The organism is Streptomyces sp. NPDC101227 (assembly GCF_044767545.1).
In the GTDB taxonomy this organism is placed as follows: domain Bacteria; phylum Actinomycetota; class Actinomycetes; order Streptomycetales; family Streptomycetaceae; genus Streptomyces.
The window spans coordinates 371763-389627 of sequence record NZ_JBIWOD010000001.1 but is presented as its reverse complement, the minus strand read 5'-3'; the positions used below and the strand labels follow the sequence as shown (position 1 = coordinate 389627).

The 17865-nt window shown below is 74.0% G+C and carries 14 protein-coding genes; 8 read left to right on the top strand and 6 right to left on the bottom strand.

The features are described 5' to 3' along the window. Window positions 1–14 precede the first annotated feature (14 nt). A complete protein-coding gene (locus tag ACIRPT_RS01710) occupies window positions 15–593 on the top strand; it encodes a hypothetical protein (protein ID WP_403820604.1) in 579 nt (192 codons plus the stop codon). A gap of 27 nt (window positions 594–620) precedes the next feature. Here ACIRPT_RS01710 and ACIRPT_RS01705 read toward each other — a convergent pair whose 3' ends face one another. From ACIRPT_RS01705 to ACIRPT_RS01695, 3 genes are read right to left on the bottom strand one after another with little or no spacing between them, the layout of a single operon-like run. Next, window positions 621–1769, bottom strand: a complete 1149-nt coding sequence (locus ACIRPT_RS01705; RefSeq protein WP_403820602.1) for an acyl-CoA dehydrogenase family protein — start codon at window positions 1767–1769, stop codon at window positions 621–623. Then, complete coding sequence (locus ACIRPT_RS01700) at window positions 1766–3001, bottom strand: acyl-CoA dehydrogenase family protein (protein ID WP_403820600.1); 1236 nt, start codon at window positions 2999–3001, stop codon at window positions 1766–1768. The genes ACIRPT_RS01705 and ACIRPT_RS01700 overlap by 4 nt, the downstream gene beginning before the upstream one ends. Beyond that, a complete protein-coding gene (locus ACIRPT_RS01695; RefSeq protein ID WP_403498087.1) occupies window positions 2998–3996 on the bottom strand; it encodes an NADPH:quinone oxidoreductase family protein in 999 nt (332 codons plus the stop codon). The genes ACIRPT_RS01700 and ACIRPT_RS01695 overlap by 4 nt, the downstream gene beginning before the upstream one ends. 190 nt (window positions 3997–4186) lie before the next feature. Between ACIRPT_RS01695 and ACIRPT_RS01690 the strand changes: the two genes are divergently transcribed. Then, window positions 4187–5083 carry a helix-turn-helix transcriptional regulator gene (locus ACIRPT_RS01690; protein WP_403820597.1) on the top strand — a complete coding sequence of 299 codons (897 nt, stop codon included), beginning with the start codon at window positions 4187–4189 and terminating at the stop codon, window positions 5081–5083. On the opposite strand, the gene ACIRPT_RS01685 is transcribed toward ACIRPT_RS01690, so the two are convergent. After that, a complete protein-coding gene (locus tag ACIRPT_RS01685) occupies window positions 5027–6118 on the bottom strand; it encodes a glycosyl hydrolase family 18 protein (RefSeq protein ID WP_403820594.1) in 1092 nt (363 codons plus the stop codon). The genes ACIRPT_RS01690 and ACIRPT_RS01685 overlap by 57 nt on opposite strands. A gap of 366 nt (window positions 6119–6484) precedes the next feature. On the opposite strand from ACIRPT_RS01685, the gene ACIRPT_RS01680 reads away from it, so the two are divergent. Next, a complete protein-coding gene (locus ACIRPT_RS01680; RefSeq protein ID WP_403820591.1) occupies window positions 6485–9697 on the top strand; it encodes a CHAT domain-containing protein in 3213 nt (1070 codons plus the stop codon). A gap of 285 nt (window positions 9698–9982) precedes the next feature. Here ACIRPT_RS01680 and ACIRPT_RS01675 read toward each other — a convergent pair whose 3' ends face one another. After that, the gene (locus tag ACIRPT_RS01675; RefSeq protein ID WP_403820588.1) at window positions 9983–10636 is read right to left on the bottom strand and encodes a winged helix-turn-helix transcriptional regulator; all 654 of its coding nucleotides are present in this window, start codon (window positions 10634–10636) and stop codon (window positions 9983–9985) included. Between the two features lie 89 nt (window positions 10637–10725). Here ACIRPT_RS01675 and ACIRPT_RS01670 point away from each other — a divergent pair, with 89 nt between their 5' ends. Further along, complete coding sequence (locus ACIRPT_RS01670; protein ID WP_403820586.1) at window positions 10726–11937, top strand: pyridoxal phosphate-dependent aminotransferase; 1212 nt, start codon at window positions 10726–10728, stop codon at window positions 11935–11937. A gap of 34 nt (window positions 11938–11971) precedes the next feature. Here ACIRPT_RS01670 and ACIRPT_RS01665 read toward each other — a convergent pair whose 3' ends face one another. Continuing rightward, entirely contained in the window at window positions 11972–13174 is a 1203-nt protein-coding gene (locus ACIRPT_RS01665; RefSeq protein ID WP_403820584.1) for a hypothetical protein, read from the bottom strand. Between the two features lie 170 nt (window positions 13175–13344). Here ACIRPT_RS01665 and egtA point away from each other — a divergent pair, with 170 nt between their 5' ends. Genes egtA through egtD form a run of 4 tightly spaced genes read left to right on the top strand, consistent with a single transcriptional unit; the run spans window position 13345 to window position 17813 of the window. Next, window positions 13345–14730, top strand: a complete 1386-nt coding sequence (egtA, locus tag ACIRPT_RS01660) for an ergothioneine biosynthesis glutamate--cysteine ligase EgtA (protein ID WP_403820581.1) — start codon at window positions 13345–13347, stop codon at window positions 14728–14730. Further along, window positions 14727–16046: an ergothioneine biosynthesis protein EgtB gene (gene egtB, locus ACIRPT_RS01655; RefSeq protein WP_403820578.1), complete on the top strand. Its 1320-nt coding sequence runs from the start codon at window positions 14727–14729 to the stop codon at window positions 16044–16046. Before egtA ends, egtB begins: the two co-directional genes overlap by 4 nt. A 52-nt stretch (window positions 16047–16098) precedes the next feature. Beyond that, on the top strand, window positions 16099–16854 hold the full coding sequence (gene egtC / locus ACIRPT_RS01650) for an ergothioneine biosynthesis protein EgtC (protein WP_403820575.1): 756 nt from the start codon (window positions 16099–16101) through the stop codon (window positions 16852–16854). Continuing rightward, window positions 16851–17813, top strand: coding sequence for an L-histidine N(alpha)-methyltransferase (gene egtD / locus ACIRPT_RS01645; protein WP_403820572.1), 963 nt, complete (start codon window positions 16851–16853; stop codon window positions 17811–17813). Before egtC ends, egtD begins: the two co-directional genes overlap by 4 nt. Window positions 17814–17865: the final 52 nt, after the last annotated feature.

Here is a 17865-nt window from a genome sequence, read left to right as displayed (position 1 = left end):
GAAACGAGATCTGGATGCGCAGGGCGACCTCGATGCTCAAGTCCGTGGCCGTCGCCGTCGTCGCCACCGCCGTCGGCTGTCTGCTGGTCATGACGCTGCTTCCGTCGCACGCCCGCCCCTGGCCCACGGAGGCGAAGCCGGCCGCGGCTCCCGGTGCCGCGCCCGGCCGTGCGGACGTCCTGGGCCACGGCGGCTCCGCGGCGCGGGTGGCGACCACCGGCCTGGGTGCCGCCACCGCCGGGCAGCCCCGGCACGCGAAGCCCCGGCACGCGCAGCGCAAGCACGTGCCCCGGAACCTGCGGATCGCGGTGACGGCGCCGCAGCCCGGCCTGAGCTTCCGGGTCCACGGCAGTTTCAGCGTGGCCTGGACGAACAACACCGGCCGCGAGGTGGACGTGTGGCTGCATGTGCGCACCCGCGCCAAGCGGACGCAGCGGGTGGCGCTGGTCGCACCGCGGGCCGGCGCCGGGCCGACCGGCGAGGCGCTGGTGACGCTGCCGCTGGTCGCGCCGGGCCGCGCGTACTTCCTGGAGGTGTCCGCCGATGACGGCGCGGCGCGCGCCTTCAGCAGGGCCTTCACCGTCACCGGCTGACCCTCCGGGGTCCTGACGACTTGCTCCTTACGGCGCGCTCAGCCCGACCAGGTCCGCCAGGGCGTCCCGGTGCCGGCCCGGGGTGCCCAGCGCGATCTCGTCGCCCTTGGCCCGCTTGAGGAAGAGGTGCGCCGGATGCTCCCAGGTCATCCCGATGCCGCCGTGCAGCTGGATGCATTCCTCGGCGGCGCGGACGGCCACCGGGGCGCAGTAGGCCTGGGCGACGGCGACCGCCACCGGGGCGTCGGGGCTGTCGGTGGCCAGCGCGTCGGCGGCGTTGCGGGCGGCGGCGCGGGCCGAGGCGACCTCGAGCCAGAGGGCCGCCATCCGGTGCTTGAGCGCCTGGAACGAGCCGACGGGGCGGCCGAACTGGGTGCGTTCCGCGGTGTAGCGCACGGTTTCGGCCAGGCACCATTCGGCGACGCCGAGCTGTTCCGAGGCGAGCAGTCCGGCGCCGGTGAGCAGCGCGCGCTCGACGGCGGTGCGGGCGCGGTCGCCGGTGGCCAGGAGGCGGCCCCGGGCGCCGTCGAAGGTGAGGTGGCCGAGGGGCCGGGTCAGGTCGAGGGGCGTCACCGCTTCGGCCCGTACGCCGTCCGCCGCGGCGTCGACCGCGTACAGGGCGGGGCCGTCCGGGCGCCGGGCCCACACCAGCAGCAGTTCGGCGGCCCCGGCGTCGGCGACCGAGGTCACTCGGCCGGTCAGCGCGCCGTCGGCGTCGGCCCGTACGGCCGGTTCGGCCGCCCCGCCCGGCGCGGTGGGCAGCGGCAGGGCGAGCACGCCGACCGTCCGGCCGTCGGCGAGCGCGGCGAGCGGAGCGGCCACCTCCGGCTGGTCCGTATCGCAGCCCAGCAGCGCGGTGACCGCGATGACGGCGCTGGTCAGATAGGGCACGGGGGCGACCGAGCGGCCCAGCTCCTCCAGCACGACGGCGGCCTCGCGGGCGCTCGCGCCCTGCCCGCCGAGCTTCTCCGGGACCAGCAGTCCGGCGGTGCCGATCTCGGTGGCGAGCGAGCGCCACAGTCCGCCGTCGCAGGGAATGTCCGACTCCAGCCCGGCCAGCACGGTGGCCGGATCGCTGCGGTCGGCGAGCAGGGAGCGTACGGCGTCGCGCAGCGCCTCCTCGTCCTCGGAATAGAGGAGGCCGGTGTCGGGCGCGCTGGGCAGCGGGTCGGTCATCGGGGGAGGTCCTTCCACGCGACGTCCTTGTCGGTGCGCGGCTCGGGCGGCAGCCCCAGCACGCGTTCGGCGACGATGTTGAGGAGCACTTCGGAGGTGCCTCCTTCGATGGAGTTCCCCTTGGCGCGCAGATAGCGGTAGCCGGCCTCGCGGCCGGTGAAGTCGACGCCGTCGGGGCGGCGCAGCGTCCAGTCGTCGTAGGTCAGTCCGTCCTCGGCGAGGAACTCCACCTCCCAGCCGCTGATCTGCTGGGCGAGCCGGGCGAAGGCGAGCTTCATGCCGCTGCCTTCGGGGCCCGGCTGACCCTTGGAGAGCTGCTGGCGCAGCCGCTCGCCGGTCAGCCGGGCGACCTCGGCGTCCACCCACAGCTTCAGCAGTCGTTGGTGCAGATCGTGGGTGCGCAGTTCAGGGCGCTCGCGCCAGTCGGCGGCGGCGACGCCGATCATGCCGCCTTCCCGGGGGATCCGGGCACCACCGATGGCGACCCGCTCGTTCATCAGCGTGGTCTGGGCGACCCGCCAGCCCTCGCCGACGTCGCCGAGGCGATGGGCGTCCGGGATGCGTACGCCGGTCAGGAACACCTCGTTGAACTCGGCCTCGCCGGTGATCTGCCGCAGCGGCCGCACCTCGACGCCGGGGTCGGTCATATCGCAGACGAAGTAGCTGATCCCGCGGTGTTTGGGCAGGTCGGGGTCGGTGCGGGCGATCAGTATGGCCCAGCGGGCCTGGTGCGCGCCGGACGTCCAGACCTTCTGGCCGTCGACCACCCAGTGCTCTCCGTCCGGTACCGCACGGGTCGCCAGCGCCGCCAGGTCCGACCCGGCCCCCGGCTCGCTGAACAGCTGGCACCACACCTCCTCCCCGGTCCACAGGGGGCGCAGGAAGCGCCGCTTCTGCTCGTCGGTGCCGTAGCGGAGGATGGTGGGCGCGGCCATGCCGAGGCCGATGCCGATGCGGCCCGGGTCGTTGCCGGGGGCGCCGGCGGCCTCGAGTTCGGCGTCCACGACCGCTTGCAGTGCGCGCGGCGCGTCGAGGCCGCCGAGGCCCTTGGGGAAGTGGATCCAGGCCAGGCCCGCGTCGAAGCGGGCGCGCAGGAAGTCCAGCCGGTCGGTGGCAGACCAGAGGGGCGGGCCCGCAGGGCCCTCGTTCGAGGGTGGTGATGGGCGACGGGTGGGCGGGTGCGCGGCGAGCAGTTCGGCGGTACGGCGGCGCAGGTCGGCGGCGTCGGTCATCGTGCCTCCTCGAGTCCGGGGATGACGACCAGGCGGCCGGTGGACGTGCCGTCGGCGACCCGCTGTACGGCCTCGGCGGCGCCCTCCAGCGGGACCCGGCCGCCGATCAGCGGCTTGATGACGCCCTGGGCGGCGAGCTTGGTCAGCTCCTCGTGGCAGGCGTCGATGGCGGCCGGGTCCTTGGTGTTGTACAGGCCCCAGTGCAGGCCCAGGATCGCGTAGTTCTTCACCAGGGCGTGGTTGAGGGCGGGGCTGGGGATGGCGCCGCCGGCGAAGCCGACGACGATGATCCGGCCCTCGAAGGCGATGCATTTGACGGACTTGGCGTACGCGTCGCCGCCGACCGGGTCGTAGACCACGTCCGCGCCGCGGCCGCCGGTGGCCTTCTTGACCTCGGCGATGATGTCGTCCGAGCGCCGGTCGAGGACGAGATCGCAGCCCAGCTCGCGGGCGGTGCGGGCCTTCTCCGCGCCGCCCACCACGCCGATGACCCGGGCGCCGGCGGCCTTGCCGAGCTGTACGGCGGCGCTGCCGACGCCCCCGGCCGCGGCGTGCACCAGCAGGGTCTCGCCCGCCTGGAGCCGGGCCCGGCGGTGCAGTCCGAACCAGCCGGTCTGGTAGCCGATGTGCAGGGCGGCAGCTTCGGCGTCGTCGAGGGCGTCGGGGGCGGGCCGTACGGTCGCCGCGTCGACGACCGCGAGCTCGGCGAACCCGCCGTCGGGCAGCGGCGGCTGGGCCAGCACCCGCTGTCCGATCTCGCCGGCCGCGCCCTCCCCCACTGCGAGCACCTCGCCGCAGATCTCCACGCCCGGGGTGAACGGCAGCGGCGGCCGCACCTGGTACTGGCCGCGGCACAGCAGCGCGTCGGGGAAGTTGACGTTGGCGGCCCGTACGCGCAGCAGCAGCTGCCCGGGTCCCGCCTGCGGGTCCGGCACTTCTTCCAGCCGCATCACCTCACGCGGCTCGCCGTTCGCGGATACGCGCCATGCCTTCACCAGGTGCCTCCACAGACCTCGGATATGCGGGGGTACGACGGCACGCCGGCCCCCTTGCCGTCGTCGAGCGACATACTAAGCGGTCGGTATCCAGGAGGGAACAGTTTCCGGACGTCCATCGGGCGGCCCGCGCGGACCCTGGTACTGACAGGGTCAGGCTGCCCGCCCCGTGATGACCGAGACTGGCGGCATGGACGCACCAGGCATCGACACACCCGCCGAGTTGGGGAACTTTCTGCGCACCCGCCGCGCCCGGCTGCAGCCGGAGGACGTCGGCATGGTCGCCTACGGGGCGCGCCGCCGCGTCCCCGGACTGCGCCGCGAGGAGCTGGCTCAGCTGGCCGGGGTCAGCGTGGCGTACTACACCCGCCTCGAGCAGGGCCAGAGCCACAATGCCTCGGAAGGGGTGCTGGAGGCGCTGGCCCGCGCGCTGCGGCTGTCCGCCGACGAGCGGGCGCATCTGCTCGACCTGGCCCGCCCCTCCGGGACCCGCCGCCGCCCGGCGGTCCGCCACGACCGGGCCCGTCCCGGGGTGCGGCAGCTGCTCGGCGCCCTGGACGGCGTGCCGGCGCTCGCGATCGGCCCGCGCTTCGAGGTGCTGGCGTGGAACCGGCTCGGGCACGCCCTGATCGCCGGCCACCTGGACTTCGACAGCCCCGACCGCCCCCTGGACCGCCCCAACACCCAGCGGCTCCTCTTCCTCGACCCGCACACCCGCGAGCTCTTCCCCGACCGCGACGCGGAGATCCGGCGCGCCGTCTCCTCACTGCGGGTCGCCGCGGGACAGCACCCGGACGACCCGCAACTGGCCGAGCTGATCGGTGAGTTGTCGATGAAGAGCACGGAGTTCGCCACCCTGTGGTCGCGGCACGCCGTGCGCAACTGCACCTTCGGCACCAAGCGCTTCCACCATCCGCTGGTGGGCGAGCTGGAGCTGGAGTTCGAGATGATGAAGACGCCGGACGGGTCCGGGCAGGGCGTGGTGATGTACACCGCGGCGGACGGTTCGCCCTCCGAGGCGGCGCTGCGGCTACTGGCCGCGGAGCGCGGCCCAGACCTCCGGGTCCTCGAACCCGAGCGCCCATAGGCCGGTGCCCCGCACCCCGTACTTCTTCAGCAGCGGCAGCTGCTCGGCGACGCCGCGGGCGTCCTGGTACCAGACCTCGTGGTCCGCGCCGTTCTTGCGGTAGGTGAAGTGCGGGGTGCCCGACGCCGCGTCGAAGTGGTAGTCGGCGCCCGTCTGCTTGCGCAGCGAGTCGGCCTCCTTCCAGGTCAGATGGCCGGCCCGGCCCTTGCTTCCCTTGGTCCAGTCCCAGCCGTAGCCGGGGAAGGCCACCTCGATCTTGTCGCGCGGGATGGTGTCGGTGGCGTAGCGCAGGACTTCCTCGTACCAGCCCTTGGACGACAGCGGCCCCGCCTCGCCGCCCGACCAGTGCAGGTCGTAGCCCATGATCCGGACCGTATCGGCGATCTTGCCCAGGTGCCGGTAGTCGTAGGCCGCGCCGGAGCCGCGGACGTGGGCCAGGACGGTGATCACGCATTCCTTGCCGCGGGTGTGCAGCCGTGCGCACAGATCGCGGGTGAGCAGGTTGTATCCGGTCCGGACGCGTTCCAGGGTGGCCCGGTCGTTGGTGGTCGCCATCGTCTCGTAATCCAGCTCGACCCCGTCGTACGAGCGGCTGCCCGCCATTTCCAGCAGGGCGTCGACATGCGCGGCGCGGCGCCGGGGGTCGTGCATCAGGGCGGCCATCTCGGCGGGGCCCGCGGTCTCGGTCACGGTGGGCACGACCCTGATCCCGGCGCGGTGCAGCCCGTCGATGATCCCCTGGTTCCCCGCGCCGTCCTCCGCCTTGACGGTGTCGGCCGAGGCCTCGTACCAGAAGGGGCTGACGGTGTGCAGCTGGTCGGCGTGCTCCAGGGCGTCCTGGTATGCGGCCTCGGTGTCGCCCCAGTAGGGCAGCCAGGCCGAGACGGTGCGCCGGTCGGTGGCCAGTTCGACGCCGGCCTCGGTCCCCGGCGGCGCCGCGGCCGCGGCCGCCGGGGCGAGCGGTCCGACGAGCGCCACCGCGGTCAACACAAGCGCGAGCCCGGGACGCGCCCGGGTAGCTGATACATGGTCCATGCCCGAAGCTTCACCCGGTGCCGCGGCCGGCGCTCCATCAGCTGAGCCGAACGGAGGGCCGGCGGCGGCGCGCTCGCGCCGTACGGGTGAGTGTTCCTGACGGGGCATGAGACGGCGGCGCCCGCCGTGCCGGCCCGGGCGTCCACGACACGCCGGCGGGCCGCTGGGGCATCCGCCCGTGGCGGCCGCTCCCGTCCCCCCCCGTCCCGCCGCTCCGGAGACCTGCCCACCGGCCGGGCCGTCGCCGGGACGCGGGCCCCGCGGTGGCGTGCCGCGCCCGCCGCTTGTATCACAGCGGCCGCCGGGAACACGGATCATCGGGCGATCCGCCCGCCGGGTCGGCAGTTGAGGCTACGTTGGGTGGGCATGAGCGAGGTACACCTCGCCGCGGTACGGCTGCGGCTGCGACGGATCGACGAAACCGGCGACACGGGGCTGGCATTGGAGCCGGAGGCGCTGGCGGAGGCCGAGCGGACGGCTCGACTCCTCGCCGTCAACGGCGACTTGGCGGACCGGGTGACGCTGGGGCGGCTGTACTGCATCAGGGCCGGGGCGCTGCCCGCCGACGAGGCGTGCCGGGAGCGGCGGCGCGCGGTGGACATCCTGCGGCCGTGTTTCCTGGCCGGTACGGCGGGGCTGCCCGCGGACCTGCTGCCGGAACTCGCCGACGCCACCGCCACCGAGGCGTCGGCGATGCTGGAGCGGGCGGTGGCCGCCGCGGACCCGGAGGCGCTGGCCCGGTGCGCCGGGCTGTGGCGGCGGATCCTGGACGCGGCACCGAAGGAGCACCGTCACCGCGTGCGGCATCTCTCCCAGCTGGCGTTGGCGCTGCGGAGCCGGTTCCGATGCACCGGAACGCTCGCCGACCTGGACGAGGCGCTGGACGCGCTCCGGGCGGCGGTCGCCGGGGCGGCGGACGACCCGGTGCGCTACGGCCATCTCGTCGATGCCTGCACCCTGCTCCAGGCGAGATTCACGCACTCGCACGACGTGGCGGACCTGGACGGTGCGATCGCGGCGGGCACGGAGGTGGTCGAGCGGGCGCCGGCCGGCTTCGGGCAGCGTCCGGTGGCCGTGAGCAATGTCGCCGGCGCGCTCCGCACCCGGGCGCAGCACACCGGCTCGGGGGACGACGTGGACCGGGCCATCGACCTCCTCCGCTCGGCCGTCGGCGACTTCCCGGCGGACAACCCCAGCCGCATCTCCGCCCTCGCCAACCTCGCCACCGCGCTGCGCACCCGTTACCAACGGACGGGTGAGTACGCCGACTTGGACGCGTCCGTCGCGACGGGCCACGAGGTGCTGACCGCCACGGCGGCGCACCACCCGCAGCGCGCGGCACGGCTGGCGAACCTGGGCCTCGCCCTCCTGCTCCGCTTCGACGCCCGCGCGAACGCCGCCGATCTGTACGCCGCGATCGATCTGACCCGGTCCGCGCTGGCCGCTATGCCCGCCGGTGCGCCGATCCGTCCCAGCACGCTCAACCACCTCGGACTCGCGCTGTGGTCGCGGTTCCTGCGCACCCAGGACGTCAGTGACCTGGCCGCCGCGGTCACCGAGTTCCGGTCCGCGGCCGGGGCGACGTCCGCGGCCGACCCCGCACGGGCGCCGTACCTGGCCAACCTCGGCAACGCCCTGCGCCTGCGCTTCGCGGCCACCGACGACCGCTCCGACCTGGACGAGGCGATCGCCACGCTGAGCGCCGCGGTCGCCGCCGCACCGGCCGGACTTCCCGAAGCCGCCGCGTTCGCCGCGCACCTGGGGGACGCGCTGGACGAGCGCCACCGCCGCACCCGGAACACCGCGGACCGGGACGCGGCGGTGGCGGCGTACAGCAAGGCGGCGGACGGTGCGGCGACGGCACCGACCGTACGGGCGGTCGCGGCGCGCTCCGCGGGCCGGCTGCTGGCCGACGACGCGCCCGGCCGGGCCGCCGACCTGCTGGAGATGGCCGTGCGCGCGCTGCCGGAGATGACGCCGCGGACCGGCCCCCCACAGCCGGCCCGCGGCGGCCGGCCCCCGGCGCCGGACACGTTCGCCGGGCTCCCCGGCGACGCGGCCGCGCTGGCGCTCGCCGACCCGCGCGGCACGGCGGACGAGCGGGCGGCCCGCGCCCTGCGGCTGCTGGAGGCGGGGCGGGCCGTGCTGCTCGGCCAGGCGCTGGACACCGGCAACGATCTGACGGACCTGCGGCCGGCGCATCCGGAGGCGGCGGCCCGTTTCTGCGCGCTCCGCGACCGCCTCGACCGGCCTTCGGGTACGGGGGGCGGCCGGGGTCTGCCGAGCGCGGATCCGGAGCCGACGGCCGTGGACCGGCGCCGTCTCGTGGCCGAACGCCACCATCTGGCGACCGAGTTCGCCCGGACGCTCGCCACCGTCCGGGCCCTGGACGGGTTCGCGTCGTTCGGGCGGCCGCCCACCACGGCCGAACTGGTCGCCGAGGCCGCGCACGGCGCGGTCGTCGTCTTCAACATCACCCCGCGGCGCAGCGATGCGCTGCTGCTCACCAGGGACGGCATCCGCTCCGTCCCGCTGCCCGCGCTGCGGCACGACACGCTCACGGAAACCGTCACCGCCTTCCACCAGCAGCTGCGCACCGCCGCCGGTCACCGGCTGCGCAGGCGCCGCCGGGCCGCGCAGCTCGCGCTGCACGCGGCGCTCGGCTGGCTGTGGGACGCCGCGGCGGAGCCGGCGCTGCGGGCGCTGGGGCATCTTGGTCCGCCGCCGCCCGGGGTGCCGTGGCCGCGGGTGTGGTGGGTGCCGGGCGGGGGGCTGGGGCTGCTGCCGCTGCACGCCGCGGGGCACCACTGCGATCCGGCCGGCGCACCGGAGCGGCGCACCGTCCTCGACCGCGTCGTCTCCTCCTACACGCCTTCGGTGCGTGCCCTGCGCGAGGCCCGTCGGCGCGCTCCGGCGCCGTCCGCCGCGCCGCCCCGTGCGCTGGTGGTCGCGATGCCCACCACCCCCGGTCCGGCGGGCGGCGGACGGCTGGACCGGGCGGCCGCCGAGGCGGGCGCGCTGCTCGGCCGGCTGGAGGACCCGGTGCTCCTCCTGGGCACCGATGACGCGAAGGGCGGCGGGTCCCCGTCCGTGGCCGTCCCCACCCGGGCGAAGGTGCTGGAGCAGCTGCCCGGCTGCCCCCTCGTCCACTTCGCCTGCCACGCCGTCGGCCACCCCACCGATCCGTCGCAGAGCCGTCTGCTGCTCCACGACGACGGCACCGTGCCGTTCACGGTCGCGAGCCTGGCTGCGCTACGGCTCGACGGCGCGCAGCTCGCGTATCTCTCGACGTGCCACGCACCCCCCGTCGAAACGGCCGGACCCGCCGCCGAATCGGTCCACTTGACCTCGGCCTTCCAGCTCGCGGGCTTCCCGCACGTCATCGGCACCCTCTGGGCCGTCGACGACAAGCTCGCCGTCACCGCCGCCGACACCTTCTACTCCCACCTGCGCACCGACGACCGTCCCTTGGACACCCGCCGCTCGGCCCTGGCCCTCCATCACACCGTGCGGAGCCTGCGGGACCGCTTCCCGCGCGCCGCGTCCCTCTGGGCGGCGTACGTCCACGCGGGGGCCTGACGGCCCGGCGCCCCGCGTGGGTGGGTGGGGGCCCCGCCGACGCGGGCGGCCGTCCCGCCGTACCGGTGACGGTCACGGCAGGGGCGCCCGTCCGGTACGGGCAGTGCCACCGGGCCGCAGACGGGACACGCAGGCCGGAGGGGATGTACGGGGGGCCGCCCGCAGGGACCGGAGCGAACGCCGGGGTGCCCAGTCCATGGACCAGAAGCGCCCGGCCCGAGGACGGACCCCCGTGCGTCCCCTCCGGCCCCCCGCGGCACCAACGAACCCCGCACGGGGCGTGCGTCATGCCGTCGCCGTACTTCTTCGCCGCGCGCCGTCGCCCGCTCCGAGCTCGGTGGCCTCGATCCGACCGGAGGCGATGCCCTGTTCGAGGGTGAGGCGGTCGCGGGCGATGTCGGCGCAGGTCGCGGTGTCCATCCGGAGGCGGATGTCGGGGCGCTCGGCGGGGCCGTCGGCGTAGCGGGGGCCGTCCTCGTCGTCCGTGCCGAGCACGACATGGAACTCCCCTTCGTCCAGGGCGACGCCGACCACGTCGACGCCCTCGGCGAAGTGCCGGCCGAGCCGGGTGACGAGCGGCAGCGCGAACCAGTGGGCCCGTACCGCGTCCGTGGGGCGCTTCTCGTCCAGGGCCGGGGCGCCCCAGTCGGCGAGCGCGGTGAGCGCGGGCAGCAGGGCGCGGCCGCGGGCGGTGAGGTCGTAGACGAAGGCGGCGCCGGGCGGGGCGAGCCGGCGGCGCGAGACCAGTCCCTCGCGCTCCATGTCCTTGAGGCGGGAGGCGAGCATGTCCGTGCTGACGCCGGGCAGGTCGGCGTGGAGATCGGTGTAGCGCCGGGCGCCGCCCAGCAGTTCCCGGACGATCAGGAGTGTCCAGCGGTCCCCGACGGTGTCCAGGGCTCGGGCGAGGGCGCAGTACTGGTCATAACTTCGGCGCGGCATGGCATCAGCATAGACAGAAGTTGGACTTTCCAAGTCCCAGCTTGGTAAAACCAAGTGCACACGTCGTGCAGGAACCGGGAGGCCGCCTCATGCAGTTCAAGCAGTCCAGCAAGATGGCCGATGTCTGCTACGAGATCCGCGGGCCGGTGATCGAGCACGCGAACGCGCTGGAGGAGGCGGGCCACAGCGTGCTGCGCCTGAACACCGGGAATCCGGCGCTGTTCGGCTTCGAATGCCCCGAAGAGATCCTCCAGGACATGATCCGCAATCTCTCCCGTGCACACGGCTACACGGAGTCCCGCGGCATCCTCTCCGCCCGCCGGGCGGTGGCCCAGCACTACCAGCAGGCCGGGCTCCCCGGAGTCGACGTGGACGACATCTACCTCGGCAACGGCGTCTCCGAACTCATCTCCATGGCGGTGCAGGCCCTCCTCGACGACGGCGACGAGGTGCTGATCCCCGCGCCGGACTTCCCCCTCTGGACGGCGGTCACCACGCTCGCCGGCGGCAAGGCCGTGCACTATCTCTGCGACGAGTCCGCGGACTGGCTGCCGGACCTGGACGACCTCGCCTCGAAGATCACCGAACGGACCCGGGCGCTGGTCATCATCAACCCCAACAACCCCACCGGCGCGGTCTATCCGCGCGAGCTGCTGGAGGGCATGCTCGATCTCGCCCGGCGCCACCAGCTGATGGTCTTCGCCGACGAGATCTACGACCGGATCCTGTACGACGACGAGGTCCACCACCATGCCGCGGTGCTCGCCCCGGACCTGGTCTGCCTCACCTTCAGCGGCCTGTCCAAGTCCTACCGCGTCGCAGGCTTCCGCTCCGGCTGGGTGGTGGTCTCCGGTCCCAAGGAGCACGCCGCCGACTACCTGGAGGGCCTGGACACCCTCGCCTCCATGCGGCTGTGCCCCAACGCCCCCGCGCAGTACGCCATCCAGGCCGCCCTCGGCGGCCGGCAGTCCATCAAGGACCTGGTGCTGCCGGGCGGCCGACTGCGCGAACAGCGCGATGTGGCCTGGGAGCGGCTGAACGAGATCCCCGGCGTCTCCTGCGTCAAGCCCAAGGGCGCGCTGTACGCGTTCCCCCGGCTCGACCCGGCCGTACACAAGATCCACGACGACGAGAAGTTCGTCCTCGACCTTCTGCTCCGGGAAAAGATCCAGGTCGTCCAGGGCACCGGCTTCAGCTGGCCGCGCCCGGACCACTTCCGCGTCCTCACCCTCCCGCACGCCGACGATCTCGACGCGGCGATCAGCCGGATCGGGCGGTTCCTGGCGGGCTACCGGCAGTAGCGGCGGTCCGGAGCCCGCCCGGCGCGCCCCGGACTCACCAGTAGGCCTTGTCGGTCCATGCGTCGAAGCCCGCGTACGCGAGGGGGTCGTCGACCTCGTCCAGGCCTGCCAGGCCCGCGGTCACGAACGTGCCGCGCTGCCAGGCGACAAGGGCGTCGATCAGACCGTGTTTCCAGGGGTCGCCCTGGCGGGCGTGGCGGGGGCTGACGATCAGCGGCCAGGCGTCCGGGTCGTCCCCCTCGGTGAGCCAGCCGAGCTCGTCGCCGTCGATGGAGTTGGCGAAGGGGAGGAAGCCGCCGGGCTCGGGCCACATGGGCAGCGGGTGGTACTGCGGATGGTTCTCCCTGAGATTCCGGTAGATGCCCGTCGTCTCCTCGACGTGGTGGAGGAAGCGCCGCTCACCGGTGCGCAGCGGGGTCAGGAAGCGCAGCCACTGGCTCCAGCAGCCCGCGCCGTACTCCGTCATGAGGGTGACGTACTCACCCGGCAGCCGTGTGCCCAGCTCCCCGAAGAGTGCCTCCCATGTGCCGCCGCCCAGGTACGGGGTCCGGGGCGGCGGGGACAGCAGACGCAGGGCCTCCAGGCCGGTGCCGGTCTCCAGGGCGATACGGCGCTCCGCGTCGTTGAGGCGGGGGACGACGGGGGTGGGCGGGGTCCACGGTCCGGCGGCCTCGAGGAAGGCGGTGCGGGCGACGGTGCCGGGGAGGGGGCCGATCAACGGGCCGGGCGGGGAGGGGAGTTCCCAGGTGTCGCGGACGGTGTGGCGGAGGTACTGGGTGAGGGTGAGGTCGTAGCGGTGCCACGGCTCCAGGCCGCTGCCGGGGATTCCTCCGGTGTGGCGGACGACGACGGTCCACTCGTCGGGGTCCGCGGAGACCGAGGTGTCCCAGAACAGGACATCGCCGCCCCGGGTGACCCCGAGGGCGAGCAGCCCGCCGGGCTCGGGGTAGATGGCCGGGCGCCGGTCCGCCGGCAGGTCCCGGGCGTCGATCCGGGCCTCGCGATGCGTCTCGTGGAGCCAGTCGCCGTAGTCGAAGCCGTCCCGCTCGACGCACGGGACGTGAATCCAGACATATTCGCCGAAGTCCAGCGGACCATGATCGTCGGCCAGCCACTTGTAGTCGTCCGGCAGCCCCAGTCCCAGCCACTTCTCGACCGCCGGCCAGTCGATGGCGACCGGCCGGGGCGGACGCTCCGGGTGCGGCGAGGTGAAACCGGCGATGTCAGCGGTGTCCATCGACTCACCCTAACGGGCGTACCGCTCACGATTCGTTGCCGCCCGTCCGACGCCACGGTGAACGCCCGGCTACCACCGTCCGCGAACGCGACGCGCCCTTGAGACCGCGGCGCGCAGCCGCTTAGGTGGAGGGCGGTAATCCTGCCGCCGCCCGGAGGGAGCAGCCCGCAATGCCCGTACGACCAGCGGTAACGGAAGCGGAACTCGAAGCTCACCTGCGTGGAATATGTTTCAAGACGGGCCCGCCGCGCCGTATCGGCGTCGAGATCGAATTCCTGGTCCATGACGCGCGCAACCCCCGATGTCCGGTCGAACCGACCCGGCTGCACTCCGCGGCCACCGCCCTGCGCGCCCTCCCCCTCACCTCCCTTCTGACCTTCGAACCCGGCGGCCAGCTGGAGCTCAGCTCGCTCCCCGCCACGTCTCTCAGCGCCTGCATCGAAGCCGTCACGGCCGATCTGGCGCTGGTCCGTCCCGCGATGCGCGCCATGGGCCTGGGTATGGCGGGGCACGGCCACAATCCCTGGCACGCGCCGCACCGCGTGTTGGTCGATGACCCCCGCTACGACGCCATGGAGGCGTATTTCGACCGCTGGGGCAGCGCCGGCCGGTCCATGATGTGCGGCACCGCGTCCGTACAGGTCTGTGTGGACGCCGGGTACGAGGAGCCCGGCCCGCTCGGGTACGGACGCCGCTGGCTGCTGGCGCATCTGCTGGGCGCGGTGCTGGCCGCGGCCTTCGCCAACTCGCCGACCAGCGAGGGCTGCCCCACGGGCTATCGCACCACCCGCCAGGTCGTCTGGTCCCAGCTCGACCCGGACCGCACCCTGGCCCCGCCGCAGGAGCCGGACCCGCGGGCCGCCTGGGCGCGTTATGTGCTGGACGCCCCGGTGATGTGCCTGCGCTCCGAGCACGGCTCCTGGCACGCGCCGGAGGGGCTGACCTTCCGCGAATGGGTCCGCACCGGCGTACCCAGACCGCCGACCCAGGAGGATCTCGACTACCACGTCACCACTCTCTTCCCGCCGGTCCGGCCGCGCGGCCATCTGGAACTGCGCATGATCGACGCGCAGGCGGGCGACGGCGGCTGGATCGTGCCGCTGGCCGTGACGGCCGCGCTGTTCGACGACCCCGAGGCGACGGAGACCGCGTACCGCATCGTCAAATCCCTTGCGGAGACGGCCGGTTCGCGTCCTGCGCCGCGCAATCCCCTCTGGCGGCGCGCGGCCCGCGAGGCGTTGACCGACCCCGAGCTGCACGCCGCCGCGGTGGCCTGCTTCGCCGCCGCCCGGGAAGCGCTGCCGCGGCTCGGCGCCTCCCTGGGCGTGATCGCGGCCGTCGAGGAGTTCACCGAACGCTATGTGGCGCGCGGCCGGTGCCCCGCCGACGACCACCTCGACGCCCTCTACACCGCGGAATACGCCGCTGATCACGCCCCGGAGCACGCCGCGGCGGCCGGCCCGGCGTGCGCCATCGACACCACGGACATCACCGACCCCGCGGTCTTCACCGAGCGCCCGGCCGGCGGCCTCAGCCTTGGGAAGGACACCCCTTGACCATCGACCCCGAGTCGCTCCGGGAGCGCGCGGCCTCGGCGCTGCTCGCCGCCCGCGACCGCACCCGCCTGCTGACCACCTGCGTCGAGGAGCCCGATCTCCTCGCGCAGCACTCCCCGCTCATGTCGCCGCTGGTGTGGGATCTGGCGCACATAGGCAACCAGGAGGAGCAGTGGCTGCTGCGCACCGTCGGCGGCCGGGACGCGCTGCGCCCGGACATCGACTCCGTCTATGACGCCTTCGAGCATCCGCGCGCCACCCGCCCGTCGCTGCCGCTGCTCGCGCCCGCCGAGGCGCACGGCTATATGGCCGAGGTACGCGGCCGGGTACTGGACATCCTCCACGCCAGCCCGCTGCGCGGCGGTCCGCTGCTCGACTCCGGCTTCGCCTTCGGCATGATCGCGCAGCACGAGCAGCAGCATGACGAGACGATGCTGATCACCCATCAGCTGCGCACGGGCCCGGCCGTGCTCACCGCGCCCGCGCCGCCGCTCACCTCCGACGGCATCCTGCCCGCCGAAGCGTTCATCCCCGCCGGGCCGTTCACCATGGGCACCTCCACCGAGCCCTGGGCGCTGGACAACGAACGCCCCGCGCACCGCCGGCTGCTGCCCTCCTTCCTGATAGACACCACACCGGTCAGCAACGGCGCTTACCAGCGCTTCATCGAGGACGGCGGCTATGACGACCCGCGCTGGTGGGCCGAGGCGGGCTGGGCGCAGGTGCGGGAGCACAAGCTGCGCGCGCCGCTGTTCTGGAAGCGGGACGGCGCCCAGTGGCTGCGCCGCCGGTTCGGGGTGACCGAGCCGGTGCCGCCGGACGAGCCGGTGCTGCACGTCAGCTGGTACGAGGCGGACGCGTATGCGCGCTGGGCGGGCCGGCGGCTGCCCACGGAGGCCGAATGGGAGAAGGCCGCCCGGCACGATCCGGCCGGCGGGCGGGCGATGCGCTACCCCTGGGGCGACGAGGACCCGACCCCGGCACACGCCAACCTCGGCCAGCGGCACCTCCAGCCCGCCCCCATCGGCAGCTACCCGGACGGACAGTCGCCGTACGGCGTCCGGCAGTTGATCGGCGACGTATGGGAGTGGACGGCGAGCGACTTCCTCCCCTATCCGGGCTTTGCCGCCTTCCCTTACCGGGAGTACTCGGAGGTGTTCTTCGGTGACGAGTACAAGGTGCTGCGTGGGGGGTCCTTCGCGGTCGATCCGGTCGCCTGCCGGGGGACGTTCCGCAACTGGGACCTGCCGGTCCGGCGGCAGATCTTCTCCGGGTTCCGTACCGCCCGGGACGCCGATCCGGCGGCGGGCGCGTGAGGGCCGGGACGGCGGCGTCCCGAGGAGACGCACCCGAGGGGGCCGTGAGCTGATGTGCCGTCATATGGCCTATGTGGGACCGGAGATACCCTTCGGCCGCGTGGTGCTGGACCCGCCCCAGGGGCTGTACCGGCAGTCGTGGGCGCCGCGCCGCCAGCTGCACGGGACGGTCAACGCGGACGGCTTCGGGGTCGGCTGGTACGCGCCCGGTGACCCGGTGCCCGCCCGCTACCGCCGCGCCGGGCCGATCTGGGCCGACGATCTGCTGCCCGATCTGGCGCGGGTGGTGCGCACCGGCGCGCTGCTCGCGGCGGTGCGGGATGCCACCGAGGCGGGGGCGGACGCCGAGGCCGCGGCGGCGCCGTTCGCGGCCGGGCGGTATCTGTTCAGCCACAACGGTGCCGTCCTGGGCTGGCCCGACTCGCTGGCCCCGCTGGCCGCCGCGCTGCCGCCCGCGGAGCTGCTGCGGCTGCCCGCCCGCTGCGATGCGGCGTTCCTGTGCGCGCTGGTGCGGCACCGGCTGGCGGACGGGGACGAGCCGGGCGAGGCGCTGGCCGCCACCGTCACGGCCGTCGCCGAGGCGGCCCCCGGCTCCCGGCTCAACCTGCTGCTCACCGACGGCACCACCATCGCCGCCACCACCTGGGGCGACACCCTCTTCCACCTGACCCTCTCCGGAGGCGGCACCGTCGTAGCCTCCGAGCCCTACGACAACGCACCCCAGTGGACCGAGGTCCCGGACCGCACCCTGGTGCGCGCCACCCGTACCGACGTCCACCTCACCCCGCTCAAGGAGCCCGCCGCGTGAGCCCCCTCAGCATCACCCGCACCCTCCCTGCCGACGCCACCGCGGCCGCGCTGCGCGCCGATGTCGCCCAGGGGCTGACCCGTACACCCAAACAGCTGCCGCCCAAGTGGTTCTACGACGCGCGCGGCAGCGACCTGTTCGAGGACATCACCCAGCTGCCCGAGTACTACCCGACCCGCGCGGAGCGGGAGATCCTGCTCACCCGCGCCCCGGAGATCGCCGCGGCCACCGATGCCGGCACCCTGATCGAGCTGGGCTCCGGCTCGTCCGACAAGACCCGTCACCTCATCGGCGCACTCACCGGACTGCACACCTACATCCCGGTGGACGTCAGCGAGTCGGCCCTGACCGCGGCGGGCAAGGCACTGCTCACCGAGCACCCCGGCCTGACCGTGCACGCCCTGGTCGCCGACTTCCAGCGGGGCCTCACCCTCCCCGAGGCACCCGGCCCGCGGCTGCTCGCCTTCCTCGGCGGCACCGTCGGTAATCTGCTGCCCGGGGAACGGGCCGCGTTCCTGCGCTCCGTCCACGATCTGCTGTCGCCGGGCGACGCCCTGCTCCTCGGCACCGACCTGGTGAAGGACGAGTCCACTCTGGTCGCGGCCTATGACGACGCCCAGGGCGTCACGGCCGAGTTCAACAAGAACGTGCTGCATGTCATCAACCGGGAACTGGGCGGCGACTTCGACCCGGCGGACTTCGGCCATGTCGCGCTGTGGAACGCCGAGCACGAGTGGATCGAGATGCGGCTGCGGGCCCGCAAGGAGCTGACCGTCAAGATTCCCGGCGTTGACCTGGCGGTTTCCTTCGCCGAGGGCGAGGAGGTACGGACCGAGGTCTCCGCCAAGTTCCGCAAGGAGGGCGTACGGGAGGAACTCGCCGCCGCCGGTATGGAGTTGAGCCGGTGGTGGACGGACGAGGCGGGGCGCTTCGCGTTGTCGCTGTCGGTCCGCGGCTGAGAGCAGCCCCTCGGCCGATCCGGTGCCGTCGGCCGGGTCCCCTGTGCGCCGC